General features: G+C 48.4%; 13 protein-coding genes. 5 read left to right on the forward strand and 8 right to left on the reverse strand.

Features of this window, described 5'->3' with window-relative positions; genetic code table 11:
- Nucleotides 1-31 precede the first annotated feature (31 nt).
- Nucleotides 32-1141 (reverse strand): M20 family metallopeptidase, encoded by a 1110-nt coding sequence (locus tag QHH26_02535; protein ID MDH7480839.1) that lies wholly within the window; start codon nucleotides 1139-1141, stop codon nucleotides 32-34.
- Nucleotides 1142-1219: 78 nt separating this feature from the next.
- Nucleotides 1220-2119: a fumarylacetoacetate hydrolase family protein gene (locus tag QHH26_02540; protein MDH7480840.1), complete on the reverse strand. Its 900-nt coding sequence runs from the start codon at nucleotides 2117-2119 to the stop codon at nucleotides 1220-1222.
- A 229-nt stretch (nucleotides 2120-2348) separates the two neighbouring features.
- Between QHH26_02540 and QHH26_02545 the strand changes: the two genes are divergently transcribed.
- Nucleotides 2349-5633: a hypothetical protein gene (locus QHH26_02545; protein MDH7480841.1), complete on the forward strand. Its 3285-nt coding sequence runs from the start codon at nucleotides 2349-2351 to the stop codon at nucleotides 5631-5633.
- Nucleotides 5634-5688: 55 nt separating this feature from the next.
- On the opposite strand, the gene QHH26_02550 is transcribed toward QHH26_02545, so the two are convergent.
- Together QHH26_02550 and QHH26_02555 are read right to left on the reverse strand one after the other, a co-directional pair.
- The gene (locus tag QHH26_02550; GenBank protein MDH7480842.1) at nucleotides 5689-7185 is read right to left on the reverse strand and encodes a leucyl aminopeptidase; all 1497 of its coding nucleotides are present in this window, start codon (nucleotides 7183-7185) and stop codon (nucleotides 5689-5691) included.
- 45 nt (nucleotides 7186-7230) lie between these two features.
- Nucleotides 7231-8622, reverse strand: a complete 1392-nt coding sequence (locus tag QHH26_02555) for a sulfatase (protein ID MDH7480843.1) — start codon at nucleotides 8620-8622, stop codon at nucleotides 7231-7233.
- Between the two features lie 162 nt (nucleotides 8623-8784).
- Here QHH26_02555 and QHH26_02560 point away from each other — a divergent pair, with 162 nt between their 5' ends.
- Both QHH26_02560 and QHH26_02565 read left to right on the forward strand, forming a co-directional pair.
- Nucleotides 8785-9663: a sugar phosphate isomerase/epimerase gene (locus QHH26_02560; GenBank protein ID MDH7480844.1), complete on the forward strand. Its 879-nt coding sequence runs from the start codon at nucleotides 8785-8787 to the stop codon at nucleotides 9661-9663.
- Nucleotides 9664-9768: 105 nt separating this feature from the next.
- Entirely contained in the window at nucleotides 9769-10233 is a 465-nt protein-coding gene (locus QHH26_02565) for a DUF134 domain-containing protein (GenBank protein MDH7480845.1), read from the forward strand.
- 12 nt (nucleotides 10234-10245) lie between these two features.
- On the opposite strand, the gene hisA is transcribed toward QHH26_02565, so the two are convergent.
- The 4 genes from hisA to hisD are packed head-to-tail and all read right to left on the reverse strand — an operon-like array spanning nucleotide 10246 to nucleotide 13972.
- Nucleotides 10246-10974: a 1-(5-phosphoribosyl)-5-[(5-phosphoribosylamino)methylideneamino]imidazole-4-carboxamide isomerase gene (hisA, locus tag QHH26_02570; protein ID MDH7480846.1), complete on the reverse strand. Its 729-nt coding sequence runs from the start codon at nucleotides 10972-10974 to the stop codon at nucleotides 10246-10248.
- A 55-nt stretch (nucleotides 10975-11029) separates the two neighbouring features.
- Nucleotides 11030-11620: an imidazoleglycerol-phosphate dehydratase HisB gene (gene hisB / locus QHH26_02575; protein MDH7480847.1), complete on the reverse strand. Its 591-nt coding sequence runs from the start codon at nucleotides 11618-11620 to the stop codon at nucleotides 11030-11032.
- Nucleotides 11621-11630: 10 nt separating this feature from the next.
- Complete coding sequence (locus QHH26_02580) at nucleotides 11631-12647, reverse strand: HAD hydrolase-like protein (GenBank protein MDH7480848.1); 1017 nt, start codon at nucleotides 12645-12647, stop codon at nucleotides 11631-11633.
- Nucleotides 12648-12682: 35 nt separating this feature from the next.
- Nucleotides 12683-13972 carry a histidinol dehydrogenase gene (hisD, locus tag QHH26_02585; GenBank protein ID MDH7480849.1) on the reverse strand — a complete coding sequence of 430 codons (1290 nt, stop codon included), beginning with the start codon at nucleotides 13970-13972 and terminating at the stop codon, nucleotides 12683-12685.
- 115 nt (nucleotides 13973-14087) lie between these two features.
- On the opposite strand from hisD, the gene QHH26_02590 reads away from it, so the two are divergent.
- Nucleotides 14088-14612, forward strand: coding sequence for a hypothetical protein (locus tag QHH26_02590; GenBank protein MDH7480850.1), 525 nt, complete (start codon nucleotides 14088-14090; stop codon nucleotides 14610-14612).
- Nucleotides 14613-14823: 211 nt separating this feature from the next.
- The gene (locus QHH26_02595; GenBank protein ID MDH7480851.1) at nucleotides 14824-16095 is read left to right on the forward strand and encodes an adenylosuccinate synthase; all 1272 of its coding nucleotides are present in this window, start codon (nucleotides 14824-14826) and stop codon (nucleotides 16093-16095) included.
- The last annotated feature ends 64 nt before the right edge of the window (nucleotides 16096-16159 follow it).

A 16159-nucleotide genomic window follows, 5' to 3' on the forward strand; every position in this document is an offset into this window, starting at 1 on the left:
AAAATCCTTATTAAAAAATTACTCTTGATAGTCATTTTGCCAATAGTCTAGTTGTGACTTCAGCATATATGCGCGCCGCAAGGCATACCTGCTCCAGGTCAACGTATTCGTTTGCCGAATGTGCTTGCTCAAGCTTGCCTGGCCCAAATACAACCGCATCAACCCCAATGCCCGTTTGGAATGATTCTGCGTCTGTCCATCCGCGCCAGCCGACAATCTCAGGTGCATGCCCGAGAATCTTCTCGCCCGCAGAAGCAAGCGCGCACACAAGGTTTGAGTCATGCGGTGTGTTAAGCGGTTCGCCCTGTTTTGCAATATTATAGTCTGCCTTCCCCTTCCAATCGTCGAAGTACTGTCTTATGCGATTAAGAAGTTCCTTAACGGTCATTGGTGGCACTAATCGAATGTCTACTGCCGCCTCACATCGGTCGGGTACGCGGTTTGGTCGGTCGCCTCCTTTTATTATCCCTAAGTTCATTGTTCCTGGCCCAATTAGCGGATGGGATGGGTATTCTGTCGCTACTTTGCGAAGTCCGGAAATAAGCTCAAACATTCGGTCAATCGCATTGACGCCTTGCATTGGGATTGAACCGTGGGTGGATTTTCCGTAGGTGGTGATCTCCAAAATAAGCAAGCCGCAATGGGTTGGCACCATCTGGAGGTTGGTTGGCTCGCCTGTAATTACCATATCGCATTTATAACCATTCTCGATTGCCGACCGAACGCCTTGCGCATCGCCTTCTTCATCAACGGAAATAAACAGGTCTAGTGTGCCGTTAAGTTTGACATCCGCTTCGGAGATTGCCCGAATTGCGGCAACCATGGCGGCAATTGATGCTTTATCATCTGCACTACCCAGCCCATACATGCGTCCATTCTTAATCTTTGCTTTGGGCACTGACTTTCCACTAGGAGGAACTGTGTCAGAATGAGCGTTCAGGCAAAGTATGGGGCTTCCATTTCCAATTCGTACTAGAAGGTTAAAGCGGTCTTGCGTTACCGTCAGGCGGTGCGGGGTAAATCCCAAACACTTGAGTTCATCCTCAAGAAAAAGCATGATTTCCTTTTCGTTCGGAAAGACGCTTGGTATATTCACAAGCTTAGTATGCAGGTTGATTAAATACTTATCGTCAATGCGCATCTTTAATTAATTGAGCTGAGTGCAAAAGATGGTGTGGTGGAAAACTCTCAAACTTCCATTGCCTTATTTTTCTGTGTCCTACTCGCTCACCACTGGATTCCTTAAAATTCCAATCTTTTCTATCTCGACTTCCATAATATCCCCGGGAAACACTGGCTTCATCCCTTCAGGGGTGCCTGTTGAAATAACGTCGCCAGGGAATAGCGTATGATATTGGGATATCCAGTGAATAAGGTATGGTATCTTGAACATCAGGCTTCGTGTGTTGTCTTTCTGGCGAACTTCGCCATTCACACGAGTTTCAATGTCAAGCTCGACGGGCTCGTGAATCTCGTCTGGAAGCACAATCCAAGGTCCGAGAGGGCAGAAGGTATCAATCCCTTTCGACCTAAGCCATGGGCTTGAAATGCTTAAATCATGCTTTTGTAAATCACGAGCTGTTACGTCGTTCATTATTGTGTATCCAGCAATATACGATTCCGCCTCGCTCTCGGGAATGCTTGAGCCTTCCTTGCCAATAATTACTGCAAGTTCGCCTTCAGGATCAACACGAGTAAGGAATTTTTTGTAAATAACCGGCTCATCTGGACCAATTACCGCCGAGTTCGCCTTTGCGAATATAATTGGTTCGGTCGGTATCGCCATGCCGCTTTCGAGAGCATGCGCCATATAATTTCGCCCCAGGGCGATAATCTTCGAAGGCCTTTTAATTGGCGCAAGAAGCTTGTACTGCTTCACAGTGAAGCGCTCCATCATTCCGTGTTTCTTGGAGAAATCAAGAACATTTTGGAATGTCTCGACGGAAAATAATCCCTTTTCCATTAGCTCCATTGGTGAGTGAACGGGGCATTCGCACACTTGTTTTTCAAAGAGCTGATATGCCTGAAAGGCACCTGTGAAATTGAATACTTCACCGTTGAGCACGATTCCAATATTTTCTGGCCCAAGATCTGGTGCAGCAAAGCGAGCGATTTTCATACTATTACTCCTAATAAGTTGGTTGCAGAGGTATGTTACCACTGCCTTCGAATATGGGTCAAGAGGATGAAAAAATGGAAGATGGGGCTGTATGAAAGTAGGTCAAAGTATTTATTTTGCAAGCGATGATTCTTCATCTCCTCCTAAAGGATTGCCATCTTTGGTTGTCGAACAGATAGGCCAGATATCCATGGGATTGCACTCGAACTAGAAGTCAAGGATTCTACCAATGCACATTTCTTCAGACGTTGTAGGCTCTCGTGTTGACATTGCGCCTTTTGGCATAATTAGCTATTGGATTGGCTCAGATAGGTTTACAATTGAAAGACGTGACGCTCCGAGTGATGGAACGGCATGGCTTCCAGTTGATGCACCGGAGCATGGTGGACCGCATATTGGGTTGGAATGGGAATGCCCACGCCGTTTTTCGATGGTCGAAGTCAGGTATGCCAAACAGCAAGCTCCTTCGCCAGGCATGGTGAAGCTCCAATATTGGAATCATACCTGGCCTGAACAATGGGCAGGTGGTTGGACTGCTGTCGAGGATGCATATAATGGCAAATGGGTAACAGCCCACGATAATGTTGAAGTAGTAGGAGATGTTTGGAGACATACCTTCGACCCACTTGACATTGTTGAGCTTCCGCATGCGGAGGACTTTTCGGTAAAGTTCCGCCAATCGCTCAAACTCCGTCTGCTTTTTCATGATACTGGTCCACGTATTGAGCATATCAGCGTCTTTTCTGATTCAATCTGGCGGAAGGCGACACTACGCGTGGAATTTGGGATAAATAGCGGGGGTATTACCTTTGCAGGCAATGTGGAGGTTTACAATGGCTATCTACTTTCAATGGATGAGTCGAATCCGAAGGCAATTGTCATTGAGGTTTTGTATGCCGATGTGGATGCTGACTTTCTTGAGAAGGCGGCTCCTTTGCATCCCGATGCGACAGTGGTAACCGTTAAGTGTAGGGAACGGAGTTTCTCATTTCAAGTGACCGATGCACTCAACAGCGGCGTATATATCCCCGATTTTGGGGTATTTGTTGGTAAAGAGGGCTCAGGCGGATTTAAGCAATGGCGTCGAGAAGGAGTGGTCTCAATCTACGACCGGGTCGCTGCTGAACCGGAGCAAACATACGAGCGTGCCAGCGCAGAGATACCTCGGCTTTGGAAAACTCGCCAGGGCCCATATGGCCGTTACTGTCCAATTGGATGCGATGCTAACCGTCAGGAGTTCGCAGTTCGATATAATGGTGACATCTTTGCGGACAAAAGTTTGTTGAAACTGGTCGGTAGGGACGCTGCAAGGCTCCTTTGGCCAGGAAAAGCAATTTGGTTCAAATTTCCTTCTGGCGAACCACCTGACTTCCGTGAGCGCGAAGATGCAACCAGCCAGTCGCCGCTGAGGGGCTATCTGCCAATCTACTTGAGCCAATGGATGAGCGGAGACATCCAGTATAAGCAAACAACATTTGCTGCTCTTTTGTACGAAAGCCCTTGGCAGGAGGAAAGCAAGCGTGGAGACGAGCCGGTTGTTGCATTGTCTAGAGTTGCCATTCGCAATGTGGGAGCTCGGCGCCAGGTTAGTCGTTTATGGCTAGTAATCGAGAACCCTGAGTTGCTTGTCATAGACAAAGGTTTTATTTATGCAACAGGCCGGGCAAGGGATGCTAATTCGCATGACCCAAGCAAACCAAAAAAGTGGATTGTTGAGCCATACGATTCGCCTCGGATGAGGGCTTTTATAGATACAAGGTGCAAGGGGGTGGCGGCACCATCGTGTTGTTCATATTCTCCATTGGATGTTATTGGCATCAACAATGCAATTGCCTATGACGTTGAGCTTGAACCAGGCCAGGAACACGAAATTGAGTTTCGTATTCCATTTATAACGTTTACTGGCAATGAAGGCGTGGAGGCAGTCGGGGCTCTTAATTATGAACTTAAGCTCGAAGAGACAATCGAGTACTGGGAGGCTCAGATTAACTCGGGCGCCGCTTTCTATGTGCCAGAGCAGTTACTAAATGATTTCAACCGTGCCAATCTATGCCATATCGCTATCACAGCAGATAAGGATGTTGATACAGGACTTTATATGTTAGGTGCAGGAACTTGGGACTATCAGGTATTTGGCACTGAGACAGTTGACCAAGTTAGATCCCTTGATTTAAGAGGTTACCACGAACGTGCGCGCAAATATATCATGCCTTTTGTTGAACTGCAAGGTAGCCGCCGGATGGACGGACGGTTTAAATCGCAAGAAGGCGCACTTCATGGATTGCGAGTAAGCGAGGATTATGACTACCAGGTAGGTGATTACAGCCTTGACCACGGGACGATTCTTTGGATGCTGGGCGAACATTATCGCCTTACGAGAGATAAGGTATGGCTGTCCAAGATTGCGCAAAATATGGTTGATGCTTGTAATTATGTGGTCAGAGAACGACAAGCTTCAATGCGCACAGCACCTGACGGTTCGAAAGTGTGGGAATATGGACTTCTGCCGCCGTGCCACCTAGATGACAACCCTGAGTGGAAGTATTGGTACATAGTGAATGCCCTCTGCTACAAAGGGATGAAAAGTACAGCGGATGTGCTAAAAGAGATTGGCCACCATGAAGCTGAGCGAATTTCCTGCGAAGCAAGGGCATATGGCGAGGATATCCGGCGGGCAATAGCGGTTTCGATGGAGCGTTCTCCTGTCGTGAAGCTTTTGGACGGCAGCTGGATTCCACATTTGCCGGTGCGTGCCTACCTGAGGGGCCGTGATGTCGGCTGGATTCGAGATTCGCTCTATGGCCCGATTTTCAATATTGACTGCGGCTTGATTGAGCCAAATTCCATTGAGGCAACTTGGATTCTCAAGGATTACGAAGATAATGTCTTTGTCTCAAGGTCGTTAGGCAGGGATGTCGACCTTGAACATTTCTGGTTCAGCCATGGAGGAATTACCATCCAGTCAAACCTACTACCGAATCCGCTTGTTTACCTTGTTCGCGGGCAGGTCGAGCATGCGCTTCGGGCTTTCTATAATAGTTTTGCAGCTAATCTCTATGCTGATGTACGTTGTTTTACAGAGCATCCTGTCGTAGCTTATGGCTGGGGCGCAGGGCCATTTTATAAGACACCTGATGAGTCAGCGTTCCTCACCTGGTTTAGGTACCTTTTGTTAATGGAGCGTGAGGATGCGCTTTTGCTGTGTCCTGGAACCCCCAGGAAATGGTTAGACGACGGCAAAGAGATTGAAATTACTGAAGCTCCTACATACTTTGGCCCCATAAGCTACCGTGTGGTATCTGAAGCCTCAAAAGGCCGCATTTTTGCTGAGATTACTCCGCCCCGCAGGAATCCGCCGGCAAGTCTGAAACTTAAACTGCGCCATCCAAGCAAACTGCCGATTAAATCTGTCAAAATTAACGGAATGCCATGGTCAAACTTTGATATGGCAACTGAGATAATTTCGATTTCAATGCCTCTGCAAGAGGCATTGGAGGTAATCGTAGAGTACTAAGCCGGGAAAACGCGAGACTCGAGTCTCATGTAGGCGGTTTCGTCAGGCATGGACATTAGCCGGCTATTTTCTTAACTAAGTGGTAAAAAGTGCGCACTCCCACGCCGGTTGCACCTGGAGCTCGGTACGACTCTGCTTCTGCTCCTGGAACGTCTGAGGTTCCGGCAATGTCGAGATGGACCCACGGCGTATCCTCAGCGAACTCCTTCAGGAAAAGGGCGCCAGTGATTGCACCGCCAAACCTGCCGCCAGCGTTTTCAATATCGGCGATATCGCTTTTGAGTTGCCGCATGTAATCCTTTTCGAGTGGAAGTTCCCACATTTTTTCGCCTGCAGACTTTGAAGCGTCGAGAACATACTCAATCAGCTTGCGGTTGTTTCCGAAGAGACCCGTAATTTCAATCCCAAGGGCTATCACACATGAACCGGTCAGCGTGGCGATATCCACCAGGTAGTCTGCGCCCAGCTGTTTTGCGTAAGTAATTGCATCTGCAAGAAGCATTCGCCCTTCGGCGTCGGTTGTGATAATCTCCACAGTTTTGCCACTCATGCAGGTAATCACATCGCCAGGCTTATATGCTTTCCCGTCGGGAAGATTCTCTGATGCAGGAACAACACCCAGAACGTTGATTGCTGGTTTAAGCTGAGCAATAGCCTTCATGGCGCCGAGTACTGCGGCACCGCCGGCCATGTCGAACTTCATGTCACGCATGTTTTCGCTTGGCTTTATGGAAATGCCGCCGCTGTCGAAGGTCAGCCCTTTGCCAATAAATGCGATTGTCGGCTTGTCGTCGCCAGCTTGATATCGCATGACAATTAACCTTGGCGGTTGCGCGCTACCTTGAGCGACTGCAAGGATTGCTCCCATGCCTAAATTATTCATGCGGTTCTCATCTAGAATGTCTATCTCCAGACCATATTCTTGTGCTATCTCCTGTGCCTTCTCGGCTAGTATAGTTGGCGTCATCTTGTTCGCTGGCTCGTTTGCCAGGTCACGTGCGTAGTTGGTTGCTTCGGCGAGAATTTGTCCCTCGGCTGCAGCTGCCTCGAACTCGGAAGCCTTCTGGGGGTCTCGTTCGACTAATGTAAAGGTCTCAATCCGTTGGGATTTTTCTTTCTTGTAAAGATCAGGTTCATACATGCCAAGGATTGTAGCCTCTATGGTGGCCCGCGCTGCTTCGGCGGGGTTAAGTCCACCAATACCTGCTCCATGGACTATTGTAGTGACGCTCCGCAAGCTTTTGCCTTTCAAGAAGCGGATTGCGGCGCCAGCAGCTTTACGGACGGCATACAAGTCGAATTCATCGGTCTTCCCAAGGCCAACCACCAGAACCCGTTTCGGTGCAATCTTCCCATGCGTATGAATGAGCGTAGTCTCACAAATTTTGCCTTTGATTTCACCTGCGGCGATCAGCTCGCTGATAGCTCCATCAAGTGCACGATCTACCGCCCCAGTCGCACCGCCGGGAGCGGTGACGCCCTCAAAAAGGTTTACTATTAATGCATCGCTAGGTATTTCAGTAATAGACCCTTGTACAACTCTAACTTCCACCCATCTATCCTCCTAGATAGTCTGTCCATATTTTAATTTAAAACTTTATTGATTTGCGGCTTTTCTTCTTTGTTTTGCCATGCGTTTTTTAGTTGCTCCGCGCCCTTTCCATAAGGGCTCGGCAAGCTCAGAATCCCATTTCGCCAGCAAATCACTAAGTTCCTTTACTTTCTCTTGGTTCTTTGAATTGAGATTATTCTTCTCACCGATATCTTCTTCCAAGTTATAAAGTTCGGTGTAGCCATCCTCCAATTTCACAAGCTTCCAATTGCCTTTTCGAATTGCTGATTGAGCACCAAATCGCCAGTATAAAACATCATGGGGATTGTCTTTCGATTTGCCTGTCAGGAACGGAAGCAGGTTAACACCGTCGAACTTGGCTCCTTTTGTGTCGGCGCCCGCTACCGCACACGCGGTTGGCGCAATATCTAGCGATATGACTGGCTTGTCGTAAACCTTACCTGCGGGAATCACGCCTTTCCATTGAACCAAATAGGGCACGCGAATTCCGCCTTCATAAACTTGGCCTTTATACCCCCTTAGCGGGTCGTTTCTCGAAGTTGTATTTAGCGTTGGCCCGCCGTTATCGCTTATGAAGAAGATCAGCGTATTTTCCTCAATCTCATTTTTCCGAAGAGCGTCGAGAACCTTTCCAACCGCATCGTCCATCGCCGAAAGCATTGCAGCAAATGTCCGGCGCTTTTTATCGGTGATTGAGGCGAAACGGCTAAGGTATTTTTCGGGTGCCTGCAGAGGCGAATGTACTGCGTTGAACGCTAGATAGAGGAAAAATTTTTCTTTGCTATGCCTATTAATAAACGAAACTGCCTCGCGGGCAAAAGCATCGGTTAGGTATTCTTTCTCTTCCACTGGTTCTTTTCCCCGCATTATGCGGTTCCGAGCCTCTTTGCCCTCGCCGAAGTATTGGTGAGCACCACCAAGAAATCCAAAAAACTCGTCAAATCCTCTGTTTATCGGCCAATAAGGTTCATTGTAGCCGAGGTGCCATTTCCCGACGATTCCTGTTTTGTAGCCGGCAGTCTTGAGCCGTGCAGCCAAAGTGGTTTCAGTAAGAGGAAGCCCAAATTGGGCGTCTGCTACGTTAGCCGGACCTGGATTAAATTCATGCCCGAATCTTTGTTGATACCTTCCTGTGAGTAGCCCCGCCCTAGTGGGACTGCAGACTGGACATGAGACGTATCCGTTGGTGAAGCGGACCCCATTTTTCGCAATGGAGTCAATGTTTGGCGTAGGGATATCTTTGCATCCCTGACATCCCAATTCGGCATAGCCCTGGTCATCGGAGACAATTACAATTATGTTTGGTTTATTGTCTCCCACAGCCGTATTTGGAAGCCAGCTTGGTAGAGCAAGTGCTGCCGCACCTATACCTGCGATTTTCAAAAATTCGCGCCTGTTCATTGCGTTTTCCGCCATAATGGTTTGTCCTCCTTGGCTTTCTAAGACCTTTCTCAGGATAGCCAAAAATGGCTACCAATGCAATAGACGCTCAAATTCTACGTTAGTTCGCTTGCGGCAAATCCTTGACCAAGTTATGCGTGAAGTGGGATAATCAGGAAAAGTAAAGGAGGCAGAGCAATGAAAATTGGGGTTAGTTCATACAGCTGGGCGCGCTATCTTAGAGAGGGCAAGCTGGATATTTTTGGCGTCATTAAGGAAACTGCCGCAATGGGGTTCGATGGCATTGAGTTCTCAGGGCTTAATGCGCCGGAGGGAACTACTGACCTTGTGGATTTTGCAAAAAAAATCAAAGAAGCTTGCGCTGAGGCAGGGCTTCCTATCATAAGCTACACAATTGGCGCGGACTTTTTAAATGCACAGGGCGGTTGGGAAGCAGAGGTCGAGCGGTTGAAGGGCGAAGTGGATATTGCCGCCGTCCTTGGCGCACCTCGCATGCGACATGATGCCACGCGCGGACCTGCGCCTGAGCGTTTAAGCACATGGGACTTTTTCCAGGTGCTTCCAATTCTTGAGAGAGGTTGCAGAGCCGTTACCGAATACGCGGCGGATAAGGGTATCAAGACGATGGTTGAGAACCATGGACGGTTTGTGCAGGATAGCGATCGGTGTGAGGCGCTAATGATTGCTGTTAATCATCCTAACTTTGGTGCGCTTGTAGATATCGGGAACTTTATTTGCGCTGACGATGACCCCGTGCGTGCAGTCACTCGGATGTCTCCCTATGCATTCCATGTTCACGCCAAGGATTTTCATAGAAAGCCTGGATATGAAGACCCTGGCCGAGGGTGGGGACGCTCGCGAGGAGGCGATCTATATCGGGGCGCAATAATTGGCCATGGAAATATAGATGTCCGCGGGTGTATTGCTGCTCTTAAATCGGCTGGGTACGATGGCTACCTTTCGATTGAATTTGAGGGTATGGAAGATAATCACCTTGCCCTAGAAATTGGCCTTGAGAACCTGCGAAGGTACGTCGCTGCCGTCGAACAACCATAATCCGGCTTGTCATTGACTTGCGCATTCTTATTCGAGAGTAAAATTTGCTTGATAAGGTTTTCTCTGAGTGATATTATGGGCATATGCTCATAATGGAGAAAGCAAATGCCTAGGCCAAGAATTTGCAGATGTGTTCGAGCGCTTCCGATTGTAGACCATTTTCACCCCTGCGGGAGGCCGTCCAGCGGGCAAGTAATTCTCGGAGTGGAGGAGCTTGAGGCCCTCAGGCTTGCAGATCTTGAAGGCAAGACACACGAAGAAGCCGCTGGTGCTATGAGAGTCTCCCGCCAGACGTTCGGGCGTATTGTTGAATCGGCCAGAGCAAAAGTTGCAGATGCACTTGTGAGCGGGAAAAGTATTGTAATCCGGGGAGGCGTGTACGAAATGGCAAAGCGCGAGTTTAAATGTGTAGACTGCGGTTATGTATGGGAAGTTCCTTTTGGAACGCCAAAGCCCGATGGGTGTCCAAAGTGCAATGGTGTGAACATTCACAGAGTTGGTGCACCACGAATAGCAAGGCGCGGCCCAGCGTGGTGTTGTTGCTGCATGGAGGAGTCAAATAAGCCGTAAAGCATGACGTCATTAGCCCGACTTGGCAACGGCAATAGCTTTCCTTAGGTCAATCGCACCAGTATATAGCGCCTTGCCAACAATAACGCCCTCGATGCCGATGGATTCGAGGTTTTTGAGTTGCTTAATATCGGCAATGCTTGAGACGCCGCCAGATGCAATGACGGGTATGCTAACTGCTCGAGCCATTTCTTCCATTGCAGTTATATTTACGCCCTCAAGCATCCCGTCGCGCTTGATATCGGTATAAATAATCCGCCGTGCGCCCAGCGATTCCATATGCCTAGCAAATTCGACAGCTTTTAGGTTTGTACTACCCTGCCATCCATGAGTAGCGACATAGCCATCGCGGGCGTCCAAGCCGAGGATTGCACGTTCTCCAAATTTGCGGAACATTTCCTCTGCAAGGTTGCTGTCAAGCGCCGCGGTAGTGCCGATTATAATGCGGTCAAGACCAAGGTCGAGCATTTTGCGCGCAATTTCAAAAGTTCGAATGCCGCCACCTAGTTGAACTGGAATTTTCAACGTTCGAACAATGCGGGCGATAACCTCGACATTTTGCGGACTGCCGGTTCTTGCGCCGTCCAAATCAACAACATGCAAGCGCTCGGCCCCGAGAGATGCCCAGTGCTCAGCCATCGCTATTGGGTCATCCGAAAACACTGTCTCACGGTCGAAATCTCCTTGAAGAAGCCTTACGCACTTTCCATTTCGTATGTCGACGGCAGGAATAATAATCATTAGAAGCTCCCAGTGACGAGTGCAAGTAGTTTAGCCTTTGTTCCTTCGATTGAATCTATAGCACGCCTTTTGTTGAAGGCACCCCATGGATTCGCTCGCTGATTCGTGTCGCGGCTTCAAGCGCTTTGGCAAAAGACTTAAAAACTGCTTCGGCTGTGTGGTGTGGGTCTTCACCGGAAAGCTTGCGAATGTGCAAAGTTATGCCGGCATTGCGAGCGACTGACTCAAAAAATTCGGGAATTAAGATTGAATCCATCGTGCCAATTTTTTCTTGCTCAATGACAACATCATAACATAAGAGGCCACGCCCGCTTAGGTCAATGGATGTTAGCACCAGGGCTTCGTCCATTGGCACGATCGCCCAGCCGTATCTTGCTATTCCAACCTTATTGCCGAGCGCCTTGTCTATGGCTTTCCCAATAAGGATACCAACGTCTTCGATTGTGTGGTGCGGGTCAATTTCTAGGTCGCCCTTTGCTTGTACTTGCAAATCAAATAAGCCATGTTTTGCCAGTGCTGTAAGCATGTGGTCAAAAAATCCTATCCCTGTGTGGATGTTTGATTCTCCGCTACCATCAAGGTCTAGGCTTACCTTGATCTCAGTTTCTTTTGTTTTCCGCTCCAACTCTGCTTTTCGGCTGGGCATGATGCACCTCCTATAGTAACATGCTTAATGCCAAGAGGGCGGCGTTCACGTTATCTGCTACCATATCGGCCCTTTGGCTGATGAAAACTTCACGCAAGTTTGGGTCACTCAAACCCGTCAGCACCGCGCAAGATGCTATTTCATAACCCAAATCTTTATAGTTGCGAACGGTAGCCAAGTCGTCTGGAGTGTCGCCTACGTACATTGGAAGTTTGCAGCCTGTACGTTCGACTGCAAGCCTGAGTACTTCGGGATTGGGCTTCCAAAGGTGGTCGTCCTCTGTTACGAGCACTGCAGGCGGAAACAAATCGGACAGGCCCATCAGCCGAAGTCCCGTGATAGTTTCGCCAAGGGTACGCCCAGTAGCAATCCCCAGCTTTAACCCATTTGGCACTAGCTGTTTATTTAGAATGCACCGGTCACGGTGAATCAATCCCAATCCTTCGACTATCGTTGCTTTGTATCCGTATACCTCTGGACAGAGATCACCAGAGTAGGTTTCCTGGAATACCTTTTCAAGTAGCTTTCTGTCAGACCAAGCCGAAAGCACATCCCATTCCTCTTGCGAGGCAAGTTTTTGTAATACCTTTCGAGCATTTTCCAATCCGCCGCCAAGTTTTGCCACACATGCAGTGAAATCCATAATTGTTGGCGGCTTGCTTCTTAGTTCAGACCCCTTAGTGCTCGAATATCGCACGCTTTTTAGTAGGTAAAGCAATACCCACGCTGTGGCAAGATCCCAGTCGCTGTTGAAACCGCGAGCGAGTTTAAAGGCATCCACATCTTCTGGGGTAATCATGCCTTCGCAATCGGTCCAACCAAGCATGCCAAAGTAAATCTCAGCGACTCTTCCGTGCGCTAGCTGGATAGATTCTCTTACATCTATGAGCACCCCGTCTACGTCGAAAATAATCCCATCTATACTTGATAAATATTTCACTGAGTCATGATGGATTAGCGTTTCTCCAGCCTTTGTTCCAATTATTTTATAGTCTCCAATTACCTTGCTTGTTCTGTTGTCAATCACCAGTTTCAATAATCACCTCTGATTGAGAATCACTGTCAGTCGTTTTTAAGTCTTTGTCGAATAGCATTTGCGTGTGCATCAAGGCCCTCCGCTTCGGCAAGTTCAACAGCGGTTGGTCCTTCGGCTTCCAAGCTTTCTTTAGAATACATGATTACGCTCGAAACCTTGGTAAAATCGGCTACGGTTAGCGGTGAAGAGAAGCGAGCTGTTCCGCTGGTAGGCAGTACGTGGCTTGGCCCGGCGATGTAATCTCCAATCGGCTCGGTGGAGTATTCACCAAGGAATATCGCCCCAGCGTTCTTGATTGATTTTAGGTATTGGCGGGCATCTTTAACCATAAGTTCTAGGTGTTCGGGAGCGACTCTATTTGCAATCTCGATTGCTTTTTCGATATCCGGAACTATGATTATTAAACCGTTTTCTTCGATGCTTTTGCGTGCCGTTTCGCTTCTGGAGAGCAAGTTTAGTTGTTTTTCAAGTTCGGCTTTGACTTCATTTGCAATGAGAGCCGAAGTGGTGACTAGAATGGCCCGGGCATCGGTTTGGTGCTCTGCTTGCGAAAGCATGTCCGCCGCCACATAGCATGGGTTGGCGGTTTCGTCTGCAATCACAAGCACTTCACTTGGTCCAGCTAGCATGTCAATGCCTACTTCGCCAAAGACAAAGCGCTTTGCCATTGTTGCGTATATGTTTCCAGGCCCGACAATTACGTCCACCTTGGGAACGGTTTGTGTGCCATACGCAAGCGCTGCGACCGCCTGTGCACCGCCCATTCTGAATATGCCGTCAACTCCTGCCTCGACCGCTGCCGCCGCAACAGCAGGGTGTATTGTTCCGTCTTTTCTTGGCGGGGTGGCGACATAGACCTCCCGTACGCCGGCAACTTTTGCTGGGATTGCCGACATCAAGAGCGAACTTGGGAGAGGCGCGGCGAAGGCGGGAACGTGTATCCCAGCTCTTTCTACAGGGTTTACTATTTGCCCAAGGAGAATCCCAGGCCGCTCGCTATCGAACCATGTGGTCTGAACTTGCTTGAGGTGAAATCGCTCTATATTTTCTTTTGCAACCCTGATTGCAGAAATAAGTTTGCTTGGAACCTGAGCAGCTAGGCTATTGACCTCACTTTGTGGAATGGCAATTGTATTTGCGTTTGGCCAGTCAAACTTTCTCGTGTACTCTAGTACTGCTTCGTCGCCCCTAGCTTTTACATCGGCGATTATTGCACGAACGGTGGCTTCAACCTCAGGGTTTTCCTGAAGAAGCGGTTTATCTAGGATTGTTGATAATTCTTCCGGTTTGCAGTTTTCAGTGTTTAATATTCGCATGCGCAGATTATACCAGACGCCATATAAGATAGCAACTCAGGTTGATTGCTTGACTCCTGGCATTAAAGTAGATAATATGGGTGAAATCGCAAGACAATTTTAGGGGTGAATAGTCATGTTCAACCAGGAATCCCAATATCCTCCACCAAGGCCAGAAAGAAAAATGAGCTGCCTGAAGATAGGAGCCATTTCGTGTTTGGTGCTTGTTTTTGTAATAATAGTTGGAAGTTATTGGCTGTATAGGGTTATTGCAAGCAATCCTGCTTTCAAGAAGGGGATAGAGGAAGCAAAAGCAATGGCACAATGTACAGTACAGCTTCAGGAGCTTCACAGAGCGTTAGAGAGATATTATGCAAAGAATGGCAAATATCCTTCTTCGCTGGGCGAACTCTATCCAGACTATTTGGAGGACAAAAAGATTCTTTACTGTCCATCGGACAAAGCGCATTCAGGCGAGAGCAGTTACATCTATTACCCGCCATCGCCAAAAACCCCAGATAGCGCCGTCGTGTTGGAATGTCGCCGTCATATCCTGATTGAAGGCCAGCCGCCGCAGGTGATAAGACTCCGCAAGGATGGCCGCATCGAGGGCGCGGGATATCAGCCTCCCAGGACACCAAGCCCTGCGAAGACTCGTTGATAAACTTGGCGTCTACTAATGTAAAGTTTGCTTTTGCTAAAAAACTGGGCTTGGCATGCTTTGCTATTCCAACGCTAAAAACATGCACGGCATTTCTTGACAAAATGGCTTGTCGGTTGGTATACTGGCTGAGCTTGGAGTTTAGGAAAAGTGGATAGCAATAAGGCTATCCACTTCCTTATTTTGTGAACAATGAAGAGGGAACGAGGAGATGGCAAATACGGTTGTCGTGGGTGCCCAATGGGGCGACGAAGCAAAAGGCAAGGTTGTGGATGTCCTTGCCGCAGATGCTGATTATGTTATTCGCTACAATGGCGGAAACAATGCTGGCCACACCGTTGTCATAGGGTCTGAGGTTTATAAATTTCACCTTATCCCTTGCGGTATACTTCGGAGTAATGTTGTTTCTGTTATAGGTGATGGCGAGGTTGTTGACCCAGGTGTATTGGTAAGTGAATTGGATGAACTCGAGCGGCGAGGGATATCTACAAAAAACTTAAAAGTCAGCATGAATGCCCATGTCATTATGCCGTATCATGTTCTTCTTGACCGCCTTGAAGAAGAGCGAAAGGGCAGAAATGCACTAGGTACCACAGCTCGCGGCATAGGACCAGCATATGCAGACAAAGCGTCGAGGATAGGCATTCGCATGGCCGAATTCATAGACCCCGGGCGTTTTCGCAGCCGATTATCCGAAAACCTCAAGCTAAAAAATGCAATTATTACCAAAATTTACGAAGCAGAGGGCTTCCCTTTGGATGCAATCCTCGAAGAGTATCTTGTGTACGCAGACCGTATTAGGCCTTACGTAACCGATACGAATTACCTTGTAGCAGAGGCGGCGCAAAAAGGAGCTAGGTTATTATTCGAGGGGGCTCAGGGTACCCTCCTGGATATAGACTATGGCACATATCCTTTCGTCACATCATCCCACACGGTAGCAGGTGCAGCGTCGCTTGGTACTGGGGTTGGGCCGCGTGCATTCGATAGGATAGTTGGTGTTGCTAAGGCGTATACAACACGTGTTGGCGCTGGCGTTTTCCCTACGGAATTGCTCGATGCGACAGGTGAATATATTCGGGAGCGGGGAAACGAATATGGCACGACCACAGGCAGACCAAGAAGGTGCGGCTGGTGTGACACCGTGGCAATCAGATACTCAGCAATGGTGAACGGCTTTACCGATCTTGCAATTACTCTTTTGGATGTGCTGACCGGGCTTGAAACTTTGAAGATTTGCCGTGCCTATCTTTGCGATGGCTCTGAGACTGATCGGCTTCCCAGCGACTGGGAATCTATACGCGAATGTGTGCCAGTCTACGATGAACTTCCTGGCTGGACGGAGGATATCTCAAGAATCACTCATTTTGATGACCTTCCGGCAAACGCGAAGGGATACATTCAACATATCGAGCGATTAGTCGGCGTTCCGGTTAGCCTCATCAGCGTTGGTCCCAGCCGAGAGCAGACAATTGAGTTGTAGACAAATTGTGCCTGTAGCATATTGACTCCATTTACCATTGGAACCAATTGCCTAAAGCAAGCCA

It is taken from the genome of Armatimonadota bacterium (assembly GCA_029907255.1).
Lineage (GTDB): Bacteria > Armatimonadota > UBA5829 > DTJY01 > DTJY01 > JAIMAU01.

Excerpts from the sequence above, each read along its gene's own strand:
- QHH26_02590 (MDH7480850.1), top strand. The coding sequence starts at position 14,088 with ATGTTCAACCAGGAATCCCAATATCCTCCACCAAGGCCAGAAAGAAAA.
- QHH26_02545 (MDH7480841.1), top strand. The coding sequence starts at position 2,349 with ATGCACATTTCTTCAGACGTTGTAGGCTCTCGTGTTGACATTGCGCCT.
- QHH26_02540 (MDH7480840.1), bottom strand. The coding sequence starts at position 2,119 with ATGAAAATCGCTCGCTTTGCTGCACCAGATCTTGGGCCAGAAAATATT.
- QHH26_02560 (MDH7480844.1), top strand. The coding sequence starts at position 8,785 with ATGAAAATTGGGGTTAGTTCATACAGCTGGGCGCGCTATCTTAGAGAG.
- QHH26_02595 (MDH7480851.1), top strand. The coding sequence starts at position 14,824 with ATGGCAAATACGGTTGTCGTGGGTGCCCAATGGGGCGACGAAGCAAAA.
- hisB (MDH7480847.1), bottom strand. The coding sequence starts at position 11,620 with ATGCCCAGCCGAAAAGCAGAGTTGGAGCGGAAAACAAAAGAAACTGAG.
- hisA (MDH7480846.1), bottom strand. The coding sequence starts at position 10,974 with ATGATTATTATTCCTGCCGTCGACATACGAAATGGAAAGTGCGTAAGG.
- hisD (MDH7480849.1), bottom strand. The coding sequence starts at position 13,972 with ATGCGAATATTAAACACTGAAAACTGCAAACCGGAAGAATTATCAACA.
- QHH26_02535 (MDH7480839.1), bottom strand. The coding sequence starts at position 1,141 with ATGCGCATTGACGATAAGTATTTAATCAACCTGCATACTAAGCTTGTG.
- QHH26_02555 (MDH7480843.1), bottom strand. The coding sequence starts at position 8,622 with ATGGCGGAAAACGCAATGAACAGGCGCGAATTTTTGAAAATCGCAGGT.
- QHH26_02565 (MDH7480845.1), top strand. The coding sequence starts at position 9,769 with ATGCCTAGGCCAAGAATTTGCAGATGTGTTCGAGCGCTTCCGATTGTA.